This window comes from Pantoea jilinensis, assembly GCF_019104105.1.
Lineage (GTDB): Bacteria > Pseudomonadota > Gammaproteobacteria > Enterobacterales > Enterobacteriaceae > Pantoea > Pantoea eucalypti.
The window spans coordinates 3,399,660-3,420,336 of the sequence record NZ_CP077746.1 but is presented as its reverse complement, the minus strand read 5'-3'; the positions used below and the strand labels follow the sequence as shown (position 1 = coordinate 3,420,336).

At 55.4% G+C, this 20,677-nt stretch carries 14 protein-coding genes; 6 read left to right on the top strand and 8 right to left on the bottom strand.

The features are described 5' to 3' along the window. Positions 1–303 precede the first annotated feature (303 nt). The 5 genes from carA (at position 304) to KTJ90_RS16115 (ending at position 9,031) form a co-directional block, all read left to right on the top strand. Positions 304–1,452, top strand: coding sequence for a glutamine-hydrolyzing carbamoyl-phosphate synthase small subunit (gene carA / locus KTJ90_RS16135; protein ID WP_008925557.1), 1,149 nt, complete (start codon positions 304–306; stop codon positions 1,450–1,452). Between the two features lie 14 nt (positions 1,453–1,466). Further along, entirely contained in the window at positions 1,467–4,694 is a 3,228-nt protein-coding gene (gene carB / locus KTJ90_RS16130) for a carbamoyl-phosphate synthase large subunit (RefSeq protein ID WP_003854816.1), read from the top strand. 243 nt (positions 4,695–4,937) lie between these two features. After that, complete coding sequence (locus KTJ90_RS16125; protein ID WP_182629947.1) at positions 4,938–6,077, top strand: porin; 1,140 nt, start codon at positions 4,938–4,940, stop codon at positions 6,075–6,077. Positions 6,078–6,574: 497 nt separating this feature from the next. Then, positions 6,575–7,057 (top strand): type 3 dihydrofolate reductase, encoded by a 483-nt coding sequence (folA, locus tag KTJ90_RS16120; protein WP_033763249.1) that lies wholly within the window; start codon positions 6,575–6,577, stop codon positions 7,055–7,057. A 90-nt stretch (positions 7,058–7,147) separates the two neighbouring features. Beyond that, a complete protein-coding gene (locus KTJ90_RS16115) occupies positions 7,148–9,031 on the top strand; it encodes a PhoX family protein (RefSeq protein ID WP_476159392.1) in 1,884 nt (627 codons plus the stop codon). A gap of 34 nt (positions 9,032–9,065) precedes the next feature. Here the strand turns inward: KTJ90_RS16115 and apaH are convergent, their stop codons facing one another. Genes apaH through lptD form a run of 6 tightly spaced genes read right to left on the bottom strand, consistent with a single transcriptional unit; the run spans position 9,066 to position 15,879 of the window. Next, a complete protein-coding gene (gene apaH / locus KTJ90_RS16110; RefSeq protein ID WP_008925561.1) occupies positions 9,066–9,923 on the bottom strand; it encodes a bis(5'-nucleosyl)-tetraphosphatase (symmetrical) ApaH in 858 nt (285 codons plus the stop codon). Positions 9,924–9,976: 53 nt separating this feature from the next. Then, positions 9,977–10,354, bottom strand: coding sequence for a Co2+/Mg2+ efflux facilitator ApaG/CorD (gene apaG / locus KTJ90_RS16105; RefSeq protein WP_003854807.1), 378 nt, complete (start codon positions 10,352–10,354; stop codon positions 9,977–9,979). A gap of 3 nt (positions 10,355–10,357) precedes the next feature. Continuing rightward, entirely contained in the window at positions 10,358–11,179 is an 822-nt protein-coding gene (gene rsmA, locus KTJ90_RS16100; RefSeq protein WP_499025420.1) for a ribosomal RNA small subunit methyltransferase A, read from the bottom strand. Then, positions 11,172–12,164 carry a 4-hydroxythreonine-4-phosphate dehydrogenase PdxA gene (gene pdxA, locus KTJ90_RS16095; protein ID WP_154926451.1) on the bottom strand — a complete coding sequence of 331 codons (993 nt, stop codon included), beginning with the start codon at positions 12,162–12,164 and terminating at the stop codon, positions 11,172–11,174. The genes rsmA and pdxA overlap by 8 nt, the downstream gene beginning before the upstream one ends. Then, positions 12,154–13,449 carry a peptidylprolyl isomerase SurA gene (gene surA / locus KTJ90_RS16090; RefSeq protein ID WP_499025418.1) on the bottom strand — a complete coding sequence of 432 codons (1,296 nt, stop codon included), beginning with the start codon at positions 13,447–13,449 and terminating at the stop codon, positions 12,154–12,156. Before surA ends, pdxA begins: the two co-directional genes overlap by 11 nt. A 54-nt stretch (positions 13,450–13,503) precedes the next feature. Next, entirely contained in the window at positions 13,504–15,879 is a 2,376-nt protein-coding gene (gene lptD / locus KTJ90_RS16085; protein WP_050540837.1) for an LPS assembly protein LptD, read from the bottom strand. Between the two features lie 182 nt (positions 15,880–16,061). On the opposite strand from lptD, the gene djlA reads away from it, so the two are divergent. Further along, entirely contained in the window at positions 16,062–16,871 is an 810-nt protein-coding gene (gene djlA / locus KTJ90_RS16080) for a co-chaperone DjlA (RefSeq protein ID WP_003854797.1), read from the top strand. Positions 16,872–16,934: 63 nt separating this feature from the next. On the opposite strand, the gene rluA is transcribed toward djlA, so the two are convergent. Further along, positions 16,935–17,588, bottom strand: a complete 654-nt coding sequence (gene rluA, locus KTJ90_RS16075) for a bifunctional tRNA pseudouridine(32) synthase/23S rRNA pseudouridine(746) synthase RluA (protein WP_003854796.1) — start codon at positions 17,586–17,588, stop codon at positions 16,935–16,937. Between the two features lie 39 nt (positions 17,589–17,627). Next, complete coding sequence (gene rapA / locus KTJ90_RS16070) at positions 17,628–20,534, bottom strand: RNA polymerase-associated protein RapA (RefSeq protein ID WP_003854794.1); 2,907 nt, start codon at positions 20,532–20,534, stop codon at positions 17,628–17,630. Positions 20,535–20,677: the final 143 nt, after the last annotated feature.

Genomic DNA, 20,677 nt, shown 5'->3' with positions numbered 1-20,677 from the left:
CGCCGTTTTTGACCATTTGGTCAAAAATAAGGGGCCGCTTAAGCCGGTTTCGTTTTTATGTCGCCTGGCAAACGATTATTCTGCCGGGTTTTCCTCTCTTTTTGCCGCTCATACCTGTTTTTTACCTCATAAGGCAGATAAGTGTGAAAAAATCCCGCTGCAGGGTAGACAATGACCAGGGCTGTCATTAGAATGCGCGCAATTTGCCAAAAATCGACAATTCAGGCGGTTTTTGCATTGATTCAGGCGGCTATTTTGAATTAATATGCAGATATATTGACTGTTTATTCCCTGGAGGATGTTTTGATAAAGTCAGCAATCCTGGTTCTGGAAGACGGAACCCAATTCCACGGTCGGGCCATCGGGGCAACAGGATCGGCAGTGGGAGAAGTCGTTTTCAACACTTCAATGACCGGCTATCAAGAAATCCTCACTGATCCTTCCTATTCCCGCCAAATCGTTACTCTCACTTATCCCCATATCGGTAATGTCGGTGCCAATGCCGCCGACGAAGAATCCAGCCAGATTCATGCGCAGGGCCTGGTTATTCGTGACCTGCCGCTGATTGCCAGCAACTTCCGTAGCGAAGAGGGCCTGTCGGCCTACCTGCAGCGCAACAACATTGTGGCGATTGCCGATATCGATACCCGCAAGCTGACGCGCTTGCTGCGTGAGAAAGGGGCGCAGAACGGCTGCATTATTGCCGGCGACAATCCGGATGCCGCACTGGCGCTGCAAAAGGCCCAGGCATTCCCGGGACTGAAAGGAATGGATCTGGCGAAAGAGGTCTGCACCACTGAGACTTACAGCTGGCAGCAGGGCAGCTGGACACTGGACGCAGGTCTGCCAGAGCAGGCTGCTGCGGAGTCGCTGCCATATCACGTGGTGGCTTATGACTACGGCGCCAAGCGCAACATTCTGCGTATGCTGGTCGATCGCGGCTGCCGTCTGACTGTGGTTCCGGCACAGACGCCAGCTGAAGAGGTGCTGAAGCTGAATCCGGATGGCATTTTCCTCTCCAACGGTCCTGGTGACCCGGAGCCGTGCGACTACGCGATCAGCGCGATTCAGGACTTCCTGAAGACAGATATTCCGGTGTTCGGTATCTGCCTGGGTCATCAGCTGCTGGCGCTGGCCAGCGGTGCTAAAACCGTGAAGATGAAACTCGGCCACCATGGTGGTAACCATCCGGTGAAAGATCTCGAAAATAACCGCGTGATGATCACCGCGCAGAACCACGGTTTTGCGGTCGACGAGAACAATCTGCCAGCGAACCTGCGTGTGACCCACATTTCGTTGTTCGATAAAACCGTGCAGGGCATCCATCGCACTGACAAGCCAGCATTCAGCTTCCAGGGTCACCCGGAAGCCAGCCCGGGGCCGGGTGATGCTGCGCCGCTGTTTGACCACTTTATTGAATTGATTGACGCATTCCGTCTGCAAGCGAAGTAATCAGGAGCTAATTCATGCCAAAACGTACAGACCTAAAATCCATCCTGATTCTTGGTGCCGGTCCGATTGTGATCGGCCAGGCCTGCGAATTTGACTATTCCGGTGCGCAGGCGTGTAAAGCGCTGCGTGAAGAGGGTTACCGCGTCATTCTGGTGAACTCCAACCCGGCGACGATCATGACTGACCCGGAAATGGCTGATGCGACCTACATTGAGCCGATTCACTGGGAAGTGGTGCGCAAAATCATCGAAAAAGAGCGCCCGGATGCAGTACTGCCCACCATGGGCGGACAGACGGCGCTGAACTGTGCGCTGGAGCTGGAACGTCATGGCGTGCTGGAAGAGTTTGGCGTCACCATGATTGGTGCGACTGCTGATGCGATCGACAAAGCAGAAGATCGTCGTCGTTTCGACGTGGCGATGAAAAGCATTGGTCTGGATACGGCGCGCTCCGGCATCGCACACACTATGGAAGAAGCGCTGGCCGTGGCAGAAGATGTTGGCTTCCCGTGCATTATCCGTCCTTCCTTTACCATGGGCGGCACCGGTGGCGGCATCGCTTACAACCGCGAAGAGTTTGAAGAGATTTGTGAACGCGGTCTCGATCTCTCTCCCACCAATGAGCTGCTGATTGATGAGTCGCTGATTGGCTGGAAAGAGTATGAGATGGAAGTGGTGCGCGATAAAAACGATAACTGCATCATCGTCTGCTCAATCGAAAACTTCGACGCAATGGGGATTCACACCGGTGACTCCATCACGGTAGCGCCTGCCCAGACGCTGACTGACAAAGAGTATCAAATCATGCGTAACGCCTCGCTGGCGGTACTGCGTGAGATCGGTGTTGAAACCGGCGGCTCCAACGTGCAGTTCTCCGTTAACCCGAAAGATGGCCGACTGATTGTCATCGAGATGAACCCGCGCGTGTCACGCTCCTCAGCGCTGGCGTCAAAAGCGACCGGCTTCCCGATTGCTAAAGTGGCGGCCAAACTGGCGGTTGGCTATACCCTCGACGAGCTGATGAACGATATCACCGGCGGTTTAACGCCTGCCTCGTTCGAGCCTTCAATCGACTACGTTGTTACCAAGATCCCACGTTTCAACTTCGAAAAATTTGCCGGTGCCAACGATCGCCTGACCACGCAGATGAAGTCGGTCGGCGAAGTGATGGCGATTGGCCGTACCTTCCAGGAGTCCATGCAGAAAGCGCTGCGCGGCCTGGAAGTAGGCGCTAACGGCTTCGACCCGAAAGTGCACCTCGATGACCCGGAAGCGTTAACCCGCATCCGTCGTGAGCTGAAAGATGCCGGTTCAGACCGTATCTGGTATATCGCAGATGCTTTCCGTGCAGGCATGTCCGTCGATGGCGTGTTCAATCTGACCAACATTGACCGCTGGTTCCTGGTGCAGATTGAAGAGCTGGTTAAACTGGAAGATCAGGTCGCCCGCGAAGGCGTTAATAGCCTGGATGCGAATTTCCTGCGCACGCTGAAGCGTAAAGGCTTTGCCGATGCACGGCTGGCGACGCTGGCGGGTGTGGCGGAGAGCGAAATCCGCAAGCTGCGTCAGCAGTTTAATCTGCACCCGGTTTACAAGCGCGTAGATACCTGTGCCGCAGAGTTCGCGACGGACACGGCCTACATGTACTCCACCTATGAAGAAGAGTGCGAAGCCAATCCGAGTCCGGATCGTGAAAAAATCATGATTCTGGGTGGTGGACCCAACCGTATCGGCCAGGGTATTGAATTCGACTACTGCTGCGTTCACGCCGCACTGGCGCTGCGTGAAGATGGCTACCAGACCATTATGGTTAACTGTAACCCGGAAACCGTTTCGACCGACTACGACACCTCCGATCGCCTCTACTTCGAGCCGGTTACGCTGGAAGATGTGCTGGAGATTGTGCGCATTGAGCAGCCAAAAGGCGTGATCGTGCAGTATGGCGGTCAGACTCCGCTGAAACTGGCGCGTGCGCTGGAAGCCGCAGGCGTACCGGTTATCGGCACCAGCCCGGATTCCATTGACCGTGCTGAAGACCGTGAACGTTTCCAGCAGGCGGTTGATCGCCTGAATCTGAAGCAACCGGCTAACGCCACCGTCGCGACGCTGGAGCAGGCGGTGGAGAAAGCTGCTGGCCTGGGTTATCCGCTGGTGGTCCGTCCTTCTTATGTGCTGGGCGGCCGTGCCATGGAGATCGTCTACGATGAAATCGACCTGAAGCGCTACTTCCAGACGGCGGTTTCGGTTTCCAACGATGCGCCGGTGCTGCTGGATCGCTTCCTGGATGATGCGGTCGAAGTGGATGTGGATGCGATCTGCGACGGCGAGCGGGTGCTGATTGGTGGCATCATGGAACACATCGAGCAGGCTGGTGTTCACTCCGGTGACTCCGCCTGTTCACTGCCGGCCTATACGCTGAGTCAGGAGATTCAGAATGTGATGCGCCAGCAGGTTGAGAAGCTGGCATTCGAGCTGAATGTTCGCGGCCTGATGAACGTCCAGTTCGCGGTGAAAGACAACGAAGTCTACCTGATTGAAGTCAACCCACGTGCGGCGCGTACCGTTCCGTTCGTCTCTAAAGCGACGGGTGTACCGCTGGCGAAAGTGGCCGCGCGCGTGATGGCAGGTAAAACGCTGGCAGAGCAGGGCGTCACTGAAGAGGTGATTCCGCCTTACTACTCCGTTAAAGAAGTGGTGCTGCCGTTCAACAAGTTCCAGGGCGTTGACCCGATTCTGGGACCAGAAATGCGCTCTACCGGTGAAGTCATGGGTGTGGGCCGCACGTTCGCTGAGGCGTTCTCGAAAGCGATGCTAGGCGCACAGAGCAATATGAAGAAGTCGGGCCGTGCGCTGTTGTCGGTGCGTGAAGGCGACAAGAAACGTATCGTTGACCTGGCGGCTAAGCTGCAGAAGTTCGGTTTTGAACTGGATGCGACTCACGGCACGGCGGTGGTACTGGGCGAGGCGGGCATTAATCCGCGCCTGGTTAACAAGGTGCATGAAGGTCGTCCGCATATTCAGGACCGTCTGAAGAATGGCGAGTATAGCTACATCGTGAATACCACAGCGGGTCGTCAGGCGATTGAAGATTCGAAGCTGATTCGCCGTAGCGCACTGCAGTATAAAGTGCACTACGACACTACGCTGAACGGCGGTTTCGCGACTGCGATGGCGCTGAATGCAGATCCGACGGAACAGGTTATCTCCGTTCAGGAAATGCATGCCCAGATAAAGGCGATGTAATGTGAAAAACGGCTCCTCCGGGAGCCGTTTTTTTTGGCCCTCTTACTGGCGATAATCTGAAAGTCAGGTCCGGTAAGGGGTTGGAGTTTGTGTTAAAGTGACTGATTTGGCTTAATTTTTTAGCTTTAGGTGCGAATGGGGCTGGTTCGCACAAATTTATAATATAAACACTTCCTGTACGGATTTTTCGCCAGTACTATGCCTGCCGCTCATCACTGGAGCGTATCAGGACATAATTAAAAAATGAAAATGCGTACTTTTTCTCTGAGTGCAGTGGCTGCACTGATGGCTATTCTTCCTTTCGCCAGCCAGGCGGAAGTGACGTTGTTAAAGCAGGATCCGCAGGCGGGCGATCCGCTTAGCCGTCTTAATTTTAAGGTTGGCGGCAGCATTCGTGCTCAGTTCAATCATCAGACCGGCGTGGATGACAAATCTTACAAGCGTGACGGTTTTGATGGCGGCACCCGTTTCCGTTTCGGTGCTGACTATTACCTGTTTGATGACGTGAGCTGGATCAGCTATTACGAGCTGGGCGTTAACGTCCCGGCAGTTTTCGGCTGGGATCGCCACTATGCTGACGGTGCCAATAACACCACGCGTCGCCAGCTCTACACCGGTCTGAAAAGCAAAACCTGGGGTCAGCTTACCTTTGGTCAGCAGAACAGCGTGTATTATGACACTGTGGGCGCCAAGACCGATATCTGGGATTACGACATGATCGGCCAGGCACCGGGCAACGGAATCAACGGTGACTACGACGGATCTTACCGTTCACGCAAGCAGCTGAAATATAAAAACACCTTCGGCGATGCGGATATTTACGCCTCTTATCTGTTCGACGATAACGAATATCTGCCAGGCAATGGCCTGCGCTATAAGCGCAAAGGCGGCGGTTCGCTGGGCGTGGATTACCATATCTCTGATGAACTGAGCTGGGGCACGGCGTGGAACTACACCCGCGCGGCGATGCGTAACCCGAACAATGGCGACAGCCGCGATTACGATCAGAACATTTACGGCACTGCACTGAGCTGGACACCAGGCAACTGGACGCTGTCAGCCGGTGGTGGCTGGTATCAGAACTTCATGACGACCAAACGCAAAGACGCGCGTAACTACTTTGCTGGCGATGCGTGGGGCGTTGAATATTTCGCCGGTTACAAAATCCCGGTGGGGCAGTATGGTCTGAAAGCGGTTCAGCCTTATGTTATGGGTGATCGCATTGAGGTCATGACCGGTCGTGATTACCAGCGCATCGACAACGGTCTGGGTGTGGTGCTGTTCCTCGACTACGGTTTCCGTGTTGACTACGAACATGTATTCACCTCCAGCACCGATAACCTGGGTGATATGAATCTGGTGCGTCTGCGCTACGACTTCTGATCATCCTGACGAGCCTTAATCAGGCTTGCAGCGATAAACGATCTTAACGGGCAGGGAGCACAGGCAGAGGAGGAAAGCGTCCCGCGCCATGGAAAAAAACGCCGGGAGCGTTTTTGAACAACGCAAAGCGTTGGCCCGTATACGGGCGCACCTCAGGGATGAGGTGCGTAATCGCGCGGGCCGAGCGGTCATGGATAACAGCTTTTGCGTCTTTCCGATCTGACTGCGTTCCCTGTGCTGCACCGATCTTACCGCTAGCCAGACCAGGCTTTACGGCTCCTCCGGGAGCCGTTTCCTTTTGCGCACGCTTTTTGTGCCAGCCTGAGGCCTGTCGCTGGCGAGCTGCGGCAAACTGACGCGATTACGCGGTGAAAAACGCTGCACAGGGCATGAAAAGCGGCATCATGAAAAGCTTTACGCAAATAGACCTTTTCCCCTATCGACGAAAGTTTCACCTTTACGTATCATGGCGCCAATTTTTTCAGTGAGTGGTTAACATGATTAGTCTTATCGCGGCATTAGCAGCAGATCGCATTATTGGAATGGAGAACGCCATGCCGTGGGACCTGCCTGCAGATCTGGCGTGGTTCAAACGCAATACGCTGAAGAAACCGGTCATTATGGGTCGACTGACCTTTGAATCTATTGGTCGTCCGTTACCTGGCCGGCTGAACATCGTGGTCAGCAGTCAGCCGGGCACCACGGAAGGCGTCACCTGGGTCACCTCACTGGATGAGGCGATACAGGCAGCCGGTGATGCTGAAGAGATCATGGTGATTGGCGGTGGACGCGTCTATGAGCAGATGCTGAAGCGCGCCGATCGTCTCTATCTGACGCACATTGATGCAGAAGTTGAAGGTGATACACAGTTCCCGGATTACGAGCCGGATGAGTGGCAGTCTACGTTCAGCGAGTTTCACGATGCTGACGAGCAGAACTCCCACAGCTACTGCTTTGAGATCCTTGACCGTCGTCGCTGATCCTCCCTTTGCCAGACTGTAACCTGGCTGTCATCTCTGTTCATTAGCATTGCTTCTTTTCTGGGATCTTCATGAAGGAAGCAATTAATAATGAAAATCGAACTCTCCGCATTAAGCACTGACCGTCTGCGTGATCCTCTGCGTCGTAAATTCATTGCCGGTTCCGGCGCTCTCGGGCTGACCGGCTTTCTCAGCGGCGGCCTCACACTCTCAGGAAGCGCACTGGCGCAGGAGAAGCCAGCGGGAAGCCCATTGCTGGGCTTTCAGGGGATTGCCGCATCCACCGCCGATGAGGTTGTGGTGGCCCCCGGCTATCGCGCAGACGTGCTGATCTCCTGGGGAGATCCGCTGGTAAATGGCGCCGTCGCCTTTGATCCGCACGGCAACAATAGTGCGGAAGATCAGGAAAAGCAGTTCGGGGACAACAACGACGGTATGAGCTTCTTCGCCATTAATGACCAGCGTGGCGTCATGGCGATCAACAATGAATATGTGAATGAGCCGACGCTGTTCGCCCACGGCGGCAGCAAAGCGACCAGCCTGGAAGATGTGAAAAAGTCGCAGGCGGCGCACGGCATCTCCATCGTTGAAGTCAAACGGGGTGAGGACAATCGCTGGCAGGTGGTGCGTCCTTCTGAGTTCAACCGCCGTATTACCGCCAATACTCCGATGCGCTTTTCCGGTCCGGCAGCGGGCGATAAAGCGCTGCAGACCGCCGCCGATCCACAGGGAATGCATGTCCTTGGCACCTTTGGTAACTGCGCCAACGGTAAAACGCCGTGGGGGACTTATCTCACCTGTGAAGAGAACTACGACACCTACTTTGGTACCCATCAGGCGGACTTTACGCCAACGCCGCAGCAAAAGCGCTATACCCTGAATGCCGCCGAGCCAGAGCGTAACTGGGCCGACTTTGATCCCCGTTTCGACATCGCCAAAAACCCCAATGAATTTAACCGCCACGGCTGGATTGTCGAAATCGATCCCTTTGATCCTCACTCCGTGCCGGTAAAACGCACTGCACTGGGGCGCTTCAAGCACGAAAATGCCGCCGTTACGGTCGCTAAAACCGGTCAGCTGGTGGTTTACATGGGCGACGATGAGCGCGGCGAGTATATCTATAAATATGTCTCAGACGACAAAGTCATCCCGGATGATGCCAAAGCCAATCACGGACTGCTGGATAAAGGCACGCTCTATGTGGCGCAGTTCAATGGCGATGCGCAGGGCACGCCGCTGAAAGGTACCGGCCGCTGGCTGGCGCTGAAGTGGGGTGAAAATGGACTCACCGCTGAAAAGGGGTTTAACAGTCAGGCCGATATTCTGATTAATGCGCGTGCGGCGGCTGATGTGGTTAACGCCACGCGGATGGACCGGCCAGAGTGGATTGCTGTTAACCCGCATGATGGTCGTGCTTACTGCACGCTGACTAACAATAACAAACGCGGCAATGAAGGCATGCCGGTTAATGCGGCGAATCCGCGTCCTGAAAATATCTACGGCCAGATTATCCGCTGGGATGAAAAGGGCGATGCCACGGCGCAGGCGTTTGAGTGGGATATCTATGCGTTGTGCGGCAATCCGATCGCGCATCCTGAAGGGATCTATCGCGGTACACCTAACATCACCGCTGAAAACACCTTTAACAGTCCCGATGGTCTGGGGTTTGATGCGCACGGGCGGTTATGGATCCTGACCGATGGCAAGTACAGTAATAAAGAGGATTATCAGGGGCAGGGGAACAATCAGATGCTGGTAGGGGATCCGGATAGTGGGGAGATCCGCCGGTTCATGGTTGGCCCCAAATCATGCGAGCTGACGGGCATCACCTTCACGCCAGATTACAAAACGCTGTTCGTCAATGTGCAGCATCCCGGCGAAGAGGGTGACTCGCACTTTCCCGATAACAGTCCGCGTCCCCGGTCGTCAGTGATCATGATCACCCGCGAAGATGGCGGCATTATCGGCGCATAAGAGAGGATGCTGGCCTTGCCGGCCAGCATCGCCGTTATAGCGCGGGCGGTGCCAGACTTTCGCTGGAGGCCAGCGCTTTTTCGCGATTGGAGGGCTGCACCATATAGCGCTGCGTTTCCCAGTGCAGCAGCGTCAGCGTTCCGCCCCAGCAGCAACCGGTATCCAGACCGATGATTCCCTCAGGCGTCCCTTTGCCTTCCAGCGAGGCCCAGTGACCGAACACAATGGTGTAGTCACGTGCGACCGGACCTGCAATGTTAAACCAGGGTTTTAGCGGAGGAAGGGCAGATTCAGGGGCATCTTTGCAGATCATATCCAGCTGACCATTGGGAAAGCAGTAACGCATGCGGGTCAGCGCGTTGGTGCTGAAGCGCAGACGTGCCAGACCAGTCAGATCTTCACTCCAGTTATTCGGCATGTCGCCATACATCGCATCCAGAAACAGCGGATAACTGTCACTGGCAAGTACCGCTTCAACTTCACGCGCACACTTTTTCGCGGTCTCGATATCCCATTGCGGCGTGATACCGGCGTGTCCCATCACCAGCTTTTTCTCTTCATCAACCTGTAACAGCGGCTGACGACGCAGCCAGTTGATCAGCTCATCCGCATCGTCCGCTTCCAGCAACGGTGTCAGGCGATCTTTGGGCTTATTACGGCTGATTCCAGCGTAGACCGCCAGCAGATGTAAATCGTGATTGCCCAGCACCAGACGCACTGCGTCGCCCAGCGATTTTACGTAGCGCAGAACCTCAAGTGAGCCCGGACCCCGCGCCACTAAGTCGCCGGTCAGCCACAGGGTATCCTGCTCAGGATTGAAATCAACCTGTTGCAGCAAGGCACGTAATTCGTCGTAGCAACCGTGAACGTCGCCAATCAGGTATGTGCTCATAAGGTTTTATCCATCAGGAAGCTGCCCGACTAAACGGGCAAAAAGCGTATGAATTAATGAATGTGGGTCTGAATGGCGAGGCGGAACACCGGGATCTCGACATGGAAGGTGTCACCCTGTTCGTCGACCATCACATAGTGTCCCTGCATGGTGCCCATCGGTGTTTCGATCACGGCTCCGCTGGTGTACTGAAACTCATTGCCTGGCGCGATAAGCGGTTGTTCACCCACCACGCCTTCGCCCTGAACTTCCGTTTCGCGGCCGTTACCGTTGGTAATCAGCCAGTAACGTCCCAGCAGTTGCACTGAGGAACGGCCCAGATTGCGAATCGTAATGGTATAGGCGAAGACGTAACGATCATCATCCGGTGAGGATTGTGAGGCAACGTACTGGCTTTGCACATGGACGGAGACGCGGGCCGTTTCACTCATGACTTACTCCTGCGATTTTCCCTGATGATTCGCCAGCCAGTTCGCCAGCTGACAATATTGCGCGACGGAGACGTTCTCGGCACGCAGGGTTGGATCTATGGATAACTCCTCCAGCGCGCCGGCAGCCACCATGTGGCTCAGGCTGTTGCGCAGCGTTTTACGACGCTGGCCGAACGCTTCAGTGGTAATACGGCTCAAAATACGCACATCGCTGACCGGATACGGCGGCTCGGCATACGGCACCAGACGCACCACGGCAGAGTCCACTTTCGGTGGCGGCGTAAAGGAGTGCGGAGGCACTTCCAGCACCGGAATGATCTGGCAGTAGTACTGCGCCATCACCGTCAGACGACCGTAGGTTTTATTACCCGGACCGGCGACCAGACGATTAACCACCTCTTTCTGCAGCATGAAGTGCATATCTTTGATCGAACCAGTATAGCTGAAAAGGTGGAACATCAGCGGGGTCGAAATATTGTATGGCAGGTTACCAAATACCCGCAGCGGCTGGCCTCTCTCCTGCGCCAGTGCGGCGAAGTCGAACGTCATGGCATCCTGCTGGAAGATAGTCAGTTTCGTGCCAAGGAACGGATGCGTTTCCAGACGCGCAGCGAGATCGCGGTCCAGTTCTATCACCGTTAATTTATCGAGGCGTTCGCCTACCGGCTCGGTCAAGGCACCCAGGCCTGGGCCGATCTCTACCAGCGCTTCATCGCGCTGTGGATGGATGGCGGAGACAATGCTGTCGATAATGTACTGATCGTTCAGGAAGTTCTGCCCGAAACGTTTACGGGCGTAGTGCCCCTGATGGACGCGATTATTCATTACTGCTCTTGATCATAGTGATGGCGAGGTTAAGCGCCGTGATGAAGCTGCCCGGTTCAGCCTGACCCAGACCGGCGAGTTCAAGCGCGGTGCCGTGGTCAACTGAAGTCCGGATAAAGGGCAGGCCCAGGGTGATATTTACCGCCCGGCCAAACCCCTGAAATTTGAGTACCGGCAGACCCTGGTCGTGATACATCGCCAGCACCGCATCGGCATGTTGCAGATATTTAGGCTGGAAAAGGGTATCCGCAGGCAGCGGGCCGGTCAGTTTAATGCCCTGCTGACGCAGTTCATTAAGGGCTGGCGTGATGGTCTCAATCTCTTCCCGACCCATGTGGCCGCTTTCGCCCGCATGAGGGTTAAGACCACAGACGTAGATATGCGGCTCGGCAATGGCAAACTTCTGCTGCAGATCACGATGAAGAATCGTGATCACTTCATGCAGACAGTCGCGGGTCACCGCAGCGGGGACATCTTTCAGCGGCAGATGGGTAGTAGCCAGCGCGACGCGTAGCTGCTCTGTCGCCAGCATCATGACGACCCGATGGCCGCCTGCGCGATCGGCGAAGAATTCGGTATGGCCAGTAAAGGCGATGCCGGCATCATTAATGACGCCTTTGTGCACCGGGCCGGTAATCAGGGCCGCGAATTCACCGCCGAGACAACCGTCACAGGCACGCGCCAGCGTGGCCAGCACGTAGTCACTGTTGGCGACGCAAAGCTCGCCGGGCGTGACCGTCGCGGCCGTTTCGACTGGCAGGATAGTCAGCGTTCCCGCCTGCTGTGGCTCAGCGGCCACGCCAGGCTGATAGGGACGCAGGGTCAGCGGTAAACCGAGTTGCGCCGCACGCTGCTGCAACAGGGCAGGCGAGGCGCAGACGACCAGTTCAACCGGCCAGGAGTGCTGAGCCAGCTGAACGGTGAGATCGGGACCAATCCCGGCAGGTTCGCCGGGCGTGATCACCACACGGGGATTACTGCGCATTGCCATCCAGAATCTTCACGTAGGCGCTGGCACGTTGTTCCTGCATCCAGGTCTGTGCTTCTTCCGCAAACTTACGGTTAAACAGCATACGGTAAGCACGCTCTTTCTGGGCCGCATCGGTTTTGTCCACCTGACGGGTATCCAGCAACTGAATCAGATGCCAGCCGAAAGAGGAGTGAACCGGCTGGCTGGTCTGGCCTTTTTTCAGGCGCAGCAGCGCGTCACGGAAGGCCGGATCAAAGACTTCCGGGGAGGTCCAGCCAAGATCGCCGCCCTGGTTCGCTGAACCCGGATCATCAGAGTACTGCTTAGCCGCCGCCGCAAAGGTGGTTTTACCACTGCGGATATCGTTAGCAATCTGCTCCAGCTGTGCGCGTGCCTGCTCATCTGTCAGGATTGGCGATGGCTTCAGCAGAATGTGACGTGAATTAACTTCAGTGACTGAGACATTTTTGTTCTCGCCACGCAGATCGTTCACTTTCAGGATGTGGAAGCCCACACCCGAGCGAATCGGACCGACGATATCGCCTTTTTTGGCGCTCGACAGGGCCTGAGCAAACAGGGTCGGTAACTCTTCGATTTTACCCCAGCCCATGTTGCCGCCTTTCAGCGCCTGCGAATCGGCAGAGTAGGTCACGGCCATTTTGCCGAAGTCAGCGCCATTTTTCAGTTCGCCAACCAGCTGTTTCGCCAGCGTTTCCTGCTCATCAACCTGCTGTTGTGTCGGGTTTTCCGGCAGTGGCAGCAGAATATGGCTGACGTTCAGTTCGGTGCCCTGACTGTTCTGAGAGCCAATCTGTTTCGCCAGCGTATCGACTTCCTGCGGCAGAATCGTGATGCGACGACGCACTTCGTTGTTGCGCACTTCAGCAATGGTCATCTCTTTACGAATCTGAGAACGATAAACGCTGTAGTTCATGCCGTCATAAGCCAGACGGCTGCGCAGCTGATCAAGGCTCATCTTATTCTGCGCCGCGATGTTCTGAATCGCCTGGTCCAGCTGCTCATCGCTGATCTGAACCCCGGCTTTATCACCCATCTGCAGAATGATGTTATCCATGATCTGACGTTCCAGAATCTGATGGCGCAACGTTTTATCATCCGGCAACTGCTGACCAGCCTGCTGGGCCTGAGATTTAACGGTGCTCATCATGCCATCCACGTCACTCTCAAGAACCACGCCGTTATTGACCACGGCTGCAACTTTATCAACGACTTGTGGTGCTGCGAACGCGGTGTTAGCACTGATTGCCACACCAAGAATCAGCATTCTCCAGTTCTTCATACTTTATCCATTGTTGGTTCCGCACTGCGGGATTGCCTGTCAAACATCACAACATCAGAAAGCAGGCTGGTAAGGGATAATGCCCTGACGCAGCATATCGTTGGTGCCTAAGCCATAGTTAGGACTCAGACCACGCAGCTCAATGTTGAATGAGATTTGGTTGTCGTACTTACTGTCGTCGTTTTCCCAACCGTTAATTTTGCGCTCGTAACCGACCCGGAGAGCGTAACAGCATGAGCTGTATTGCAGGCCAACCAGCTGCGACGCCGGACGCTTGTTGCGGGTATCGTAGTAGTAAGCACCTACCACAGACCATGCATCGGCAATCGGCCAGCTGGCCGTGGTGCCCACCTGTGAAATCCCATTTTTGTAGATAGGATTGGTCACCAGGTTGCTGTCATTTAACGCTGCCGCGATATATTCCGGGCTGCTGTAGCGGTAGCTCAACTGCACCATACGGTCGGCATCACGACGGTACTCCAGAACAGTATTGCCCTGGGAGACGTTGTCGAGTTTGGTGTCATATTGCAGCCCGCCCCGAACACCCCAGCGATCGCTGATTTTCCAGTATGTATCGCCAGCCCAAATCAGACTGCCGGTATCATCTTCTTTATTGGTTTGATTCACACCAGTACGAGAAGGGGTAAACGAGTAGATTTGACCCACAGAAACGTTAAAACGTTCAACCAGATCGTTATCATAAATACGCGAGGTAACACCGGTTGCCACTTCATTGGCTGAAGCGATGCGATCCAGGCCGCTATAGGTACGATCGCGGAACAGACCGGTGTAGTCGGTTTGCAGCAGCGTAGAGTCGTACGGATAGATATTGCTTTGGTCGCGGTACGGGATATAAAGATACTGCACGCGTGGTTCCAGCGTCTGGGTATAACCCACTGCGGAGTCCATATCGCGGTCAAACACCAGCCGGCCATCCACTTTAAACTGCGGCAGGGTGCGGTTTACCGATTCATCCAGTTCGCCGCTATTGCTTCCTCTGAAGCCATTGGCCGTATTGTTATAATAATCAACGTCAGTCTGCTGATAGTGGGTCGCCAGGAACTTCGCTTCGGTATCCAGGCTGGCCCAGCCGTTGGAGAGCGGCAGGTTCAGGGTTGGCTCAACGTGTAAACGGGTCGCTTCAGGAAGACGACTGTTGACGTTGGTGAATTTCACCGCCTGAGCATAAACCCGGCCATCAAACGGGCCGATATCATTCTGATAGAGGTTAACATCCAGCTGCGGCATCGCGCGGTAGACGTTATTGCTGGTAGTACTGCCAAACACCTGGAAATCTTTGGCTGAGAGTGTGGCGTCCCAGTTGGTGTCCGCATAACCAACGCTGAATTTCTGCGTGGCGTAGTTGTCGGTGGAGCTGTAGTACTTCGAGTCGAGATCGTTGAAGTAATACTGATCGCTGACTTTGGTGTAGTTGGCGTTGAAACGCCAGTGCTGTTCATAGACACCGGCATGCTGCCAGTAGAACAACCAGCGGTCGGAGCTGGAATCCTCGGCGATGCCACGAAGTGCTTTGTCGTTATCGTACTGTTTATCGGAGCCAAGGTAGTCGAATTCTACCAGGCCGGCACCCAGCGTCGTCAGATAACGGAATTCGTTTTCAAATTTCATGCCGCGCTTACTGATGTAGTGCGGCGTGATGGTCGCATCGGCCTGCGGCGCAATGTTCCAGTAATAAGGCAGCACGAACTCAAAGCCGTTGTTGCTGCCAAATTTTGCATTCGGGATCAGGAAACCGGATCGACGACGATCGCCAATCGGTAACTGCAGATAGGGACTGTAGAACACCGGAACCGGACCCAGCTTAAAGCGGGCGTTCCAGATCTCCGCCACTTCCTCTTCGCGATCCTGGATGACTTGTGAACCGACCACGCTCCAGCTGTTGGAACCGGGCAGACAGGACGTAAAGGTGCCGTTCTCCAGAATGGTGTAGCGGTTATCGCCGCGCAGCTTCATCTGGTCGGCGGTGCCGCGTCCCTGACGATCCACCATCTGATAATCACCGTTCCAGACGTTGGTATCTTTGCTGTTGAGGTTTGACCAGGCTTTCGGACCTTTCAGGATGACCTGGTTGTCATCGTAGTGCACATTACCCAGGGCATCGACGGTACGCACTGGCGCCGTCTGGCCTTCCTGCTGACGCTGATGAAGCTGAACTTCATCCGCCTGCATACGGCTGTTGCCCTGCTCAATATTCACATTGCCGGTAAAGACCGCATCATTGGGATAGTTCCCTTTGGCGGCGTCGGAGTGAATAGTGACAGGCAGCTGGTTGGTATCACCGTTGACCAGCGGGCGGTTATAACTCGGCACGCCTAACATACACTGCGACATCAAATCGTCGGCAAAGGCTTGCTGGCTAATGGCTGCGCCGATCAGTGTGGCCAGCAGGGTAGGTATATGTTTTTTCATACGCGGTATCGAGAATTCCATGAAAACTGGCATCATGCCGACAATCGGGTCAGAGACTAACTTACTGCCCGGCGTTGCGCCAGTGTTAATCCTGGTCTGTCAGCGTTGCCGTTAGGCGCTGAGATAAATGACAGGTATGATAATGCAATTTTCAGCCGCAAGCATGGCGAATTGAGGAGTTTATGCGCTACTGGGGAAAAGTTATGGGTCTGGCGGTGGGATTACTTTCCGGCGCAGGCTTTTGGGGTATTGTGATCGGTTTGATCATTGGCCATATGATTGACAAAGTACGTGGCGCACAAGGCAAGGCTTACTTTTCAAATAATCAGACCCGGCAGACGCTGTTTTTCAGCACCACCTTTCAGGTGATGGGCCATCTGACCAAGTCAAAAGGGCGGGTTACGGAAGCGGATATCCAGATTGCTTCACTGCTCATGGAGCGGATGCAGCTGCACGGTGACTCACGCACGGCTGCTCAGCGCGCGTTCCGCGAAGGTAAGCAGGCGGATTACCCGTTGCGCAGCAAGCTGCGAGAACTGCGCAGCGCCTGTTTTGGCCGGTTCGATCTGATTCGGATGTTCCTGGAGATTCAGATCCAGGCCGCCTTTGCCGACGGCTCACTGCACCCCAATGAGCGACAGGTACTCTACGTGATTGCCGAAGAGCTGGGCATTTCGCGTGGTCAGTTCGATCAGTTCCTGCGCATGATGGAGGGCGGCCAGCAGTTTGGCGGCGGGCAGCGCAGTTCAGGCGGCTTTCAGCAGGCGCAACGTGGTCCAACGCTGGAAGATGCCTGTAGCGTTTTGGGCGTGAAGAGCAGTGATGACGCCACCACGATTAAACGTGCTTACCGCAAGCTCATGAGTGAGCATCATCCTGATAAGCTGGTGGCGAAAGGGTTACCGCCAGAGATGATGGAGATGGCGAAGCAGAAAGCGCAGGAAATTCAGGCGGCTTACGATCTGATTCGCAAAGAGAAAGGCTTCAAGTAATGCGTCGCTCCTGTGGCCTCTTCTGCAACAGAGGAGGCCACGGCGACAGTCCTGCCGTAAACCTTAAAAGTCCGCGGGCTGACGAAACGTCATGGCATTACCAAATGCCGGATGGGTAATGGTAAGTGACTCCGCATGCAGCAGTAAACGGGGCGCCATCGCTTTCGCCTCCGGATGTGCATAGAAGTTGTCCCCCAGAATCGGGTGGCCCAGCGCCAGCATATGCACCCTTAGCTGGTGCGAGCGGCCAGTAATCGGCTTAAGCGAAATCCGCGTACTGTTGTCCGCCCGATACTCCAGCACCTGATATTCTGTCTGTGCGGCTTTGCCGTTCTCGAAGCAAACCATCTGCTTTGGACGATTTGGCCAGTCGCAAATCAGCGGCAGATCAACCAGCCCCTCTTCCTTCTCCGGATGACCCCAGATGCAGGCCACATACGTTTTGGAAGGCTCCCGCTCACGGAATTGTCGTTTCAGCTCACGCTCCGCCGCCTTGGTCAGCGCCACGACCATCACGCCACTGGTCGCCATGTCCAGTCGGTGCACAGATTCCGCCTGCGGGAAATCACGCTGTATCCGCGTCATCACGCTATCTTTGTGCTCATCCAGACGACCGGGTACCGAGAGCAGACCGCTGGGTTTGTTCACCACCATGATATGCGCATCCTGATAAAGGATGTGCAGCCAGGGTTCACGCGGTGGGTTGTAAGGTTCCATGGGGCTTTCCAAAAATAAGGGGCCATGCGGCCCCTGAGCTTACTGGTGTGTCACCACAATCAGGCGCAGCGCGTCAAGACGCCAGTTGGCCTCATCCAGACTTTGCAGCACCTGTTCACGATTGCTTTCCAGCGCCTCAACTTCGTCGTCGCGGATGTTCGGGTTGACGGCTTTCAGCGCGTTAAGACGCGAAAGCTCGGCACCCAGCTTCTCATTCGCCTCGGTCCGTGCCGCCTCAATCACGGCACGCGCTTCGCTGACGACGCTCTCTTCGGCCTGAGTCAGAATCGCATGGACATCCTGCTGCACCGCATTCACCAGTTTACTGGCGGTGTGACGGTTAACGGCATTCAACTGACGGTTAAAGCTTTCGAACTCCACTTTGCCTGCCAGGTTAGTGCCTTTCGTATCCATCAGCAGACGGATTGGCGTTGGCGGCAGGAAGCGGGTCAGTTGCAGATGCTTCGGTGCCTGGGCTTCAACCACATAGATCAGCTCGACCAGCAGCGTCCCCACCGGCAGCGCCTTGTTCTTCAGCAGTGACAGGGCGCTGCTGCCGGTGTCGCCCGACAGAATCAGATCCAGTCCGTTGCGAATCAGCGGATGCTCCCAGGTAATGAACTGAGTATCTTCACGTGACAGCGCCTGATCGCGGTTAAAGGTGATGGTGCAGCCATCTTCCGGCAGGCCAGGGAAATCGGGCACCAGCATGTGATCGGAAGGGGTCAGCACAATGAGGTTATCGCTGCGATCTTCCTGATTGATACCGACAATATCAAACAGGTTAAGCGCGAAGTTCACCAGGCCGGTGTCGTTATCCTGCTCGCTGATAGCGTTAGCCAGCAACTGAGCCGATTCACCGCCGTTTGAATTCAGCTCCAGCAGGCGATCGCGACCCTGTTCCAGCTGCAGTTTCAGCGCGTCATGCTGTTTGCGGCAGTCGGTGATAAAGGCATCAAAGCCTTCGCTGTTTTCCGGTGCGGCCAGATAGCCGATGAGCTGCGAATGGACGCTGTCATAGATTGTCCGGCCGGTCGGACAGGTGTGTTCAAACGCATCCAGTCCTTCGTGATACCAGCGCAGCAGCACGGCCTGTGCGGTCTGCTCCAGCCACGGCACCAGAATCTGAATATCGTGCGCCTGACCGATACGATCCAGACGACCAATACGCTGCTCCAGCAGGTCCGGGTTAAACGGCAGATCGAACATCACCAGACGGCTGGCAAACTGGAAATTACGGCCTTCTGAACCAATCTCAGAGCACAACAGCACCTGCGCGCCATTCTCTTCTGAGGCGAACCAGGCGGCAGCACGGTCACGTTCAATGATCGACAGACCTTCGTGGAACACCGCTGCACGAATACCTTCGCGCTCGCGCAGTACCTGCTCCAGCTGCAGCGCGGTGGCCGCTTTGGCGCAGATCACCAGCACTTTCTCTTTACGGTTAGTGGTGAGATAGCCCATCAGCCATTCCACGCGCGGATCGAAGTTCCACCAGGTGCCGCTGTCGCCTTCAAATTCCTGATAAATCTGCTCCGGATAGAGCAGGTCGCGCGCCCGCTCTTCTGCGCTTTTGCGCGCGCCCATAATGCCGGAGACTTTAATTGCCGTCTGATACTGCGCAGGCAGCGGCAGGCGGATCTGATGCAGTTCGCGTTTCGGGAAGCCTTTAACCCCATTACGGGTGTTACGGAACAGCACGCGGCTGGTGCCGTGGCGATCCATCAGCATGGAGATCAGTTCCTGACGCGCTTCCAGCTTGCCTTCGCGGTCGCTGTTGGCAACCTGCAGCAGCGGCTCGATGTCCTGCTCGCCGACCAGATCGTTGATCCGGTTCATCTCCGCCTGGGAGATCGCTTTATCCGCCAGCAGCGCGGTAACGGCATCGGCGATGGGGCGGAAATGCTGCTGCTCTTCAACAAAGGCGGCAAAGTCATGGAAACGGTCCGGGTCGAGCAGGCGCAGACGGGCGAAGTGACTCTCCATGCCCAGCTGCTCTGGCGTCGCGGTCAGCAGCAGAACCCCGGCAGTTTTTTCAGCCAGCTGTTCAATAACCTGATATTCACGGCTTGGCTCGCCTTCTGACCAGGCCAGATGGTGCGCTTCATCGACCACCAGCAGATCCCATTCGGCATCGGCCAGCATTTCAAGACGCTGTTTGTTGCGACGCACGAAGTCGAGTGAGCAGATAATCAGCTGCTCAGTTTCAAACGGATTGTCGCTGTCGTGTTGCGCTTCGGTGTAGCGGTCGTCGTCAAACAGCGCAAAGCGCAGGTTGAAGCGGCGCAGCATCTCAACAAGCCATTGATGCTGCAGGGTTTCAGGCACCACGATAAGTACGCGCTCGGCACGGCCAGCCAGCAGTTGCTGCTGGATGATCATCCCGGCTTCAATGGTTTTACCCAGGCCAACTTCATCGGCCAGCAGCACGCGCGGCGCATGGCGGCGGCCCACATCATGGGCGATGTGCAACTGGTGAGGGATCAGGTTAGTACGCATACCGCGTAAGCCGCTAATCGGCAGGCGGTATTGCTCACTCTGGTATTTACGGGCGCGGAAGCGCAGGGCAAAACGGTCCATCCGGTCGAGCTGGCCGGCAAACAGACGATCCTGCGGCTTACTGAATACCAGCTTGCTGTCGAGCATCACTTCGCGCAGCATCACGTCGCTTTCTTCGGTATCCAGACGGGTACCGATATAGGTCATCAGGTCATTTTCGTTGCGTACTTCATCAACGCGCATCTGCCAGCCTTCGTGGCTGGTGATGGTATCACCCGGATTAAAGATGACGCGGGTAACCGGCGAATCGTTGCGGGCGTAAAGGCGGTTTTCTCCCGTAGCGGGGAACAGCAGGGTGATCATACGTGTATCGATCGCCACCACGGTGCCCAGTCCCAGTTCACTTTCCGTATCACTAATCCAGCGCTGACCTAATGTAAAAACCATATATTGTTTGCTCGAATTTTAACGTTTTTAAAGGTGTTCCCAAAGCTCAGGCAATAGCGCTACCACCAGACAACAAGGTCTGGAGCGGGCTTTAAGAGCGGTGAGTTTCAGGAAGGGCGCTATGGTACTGGATGGCAGGGCAT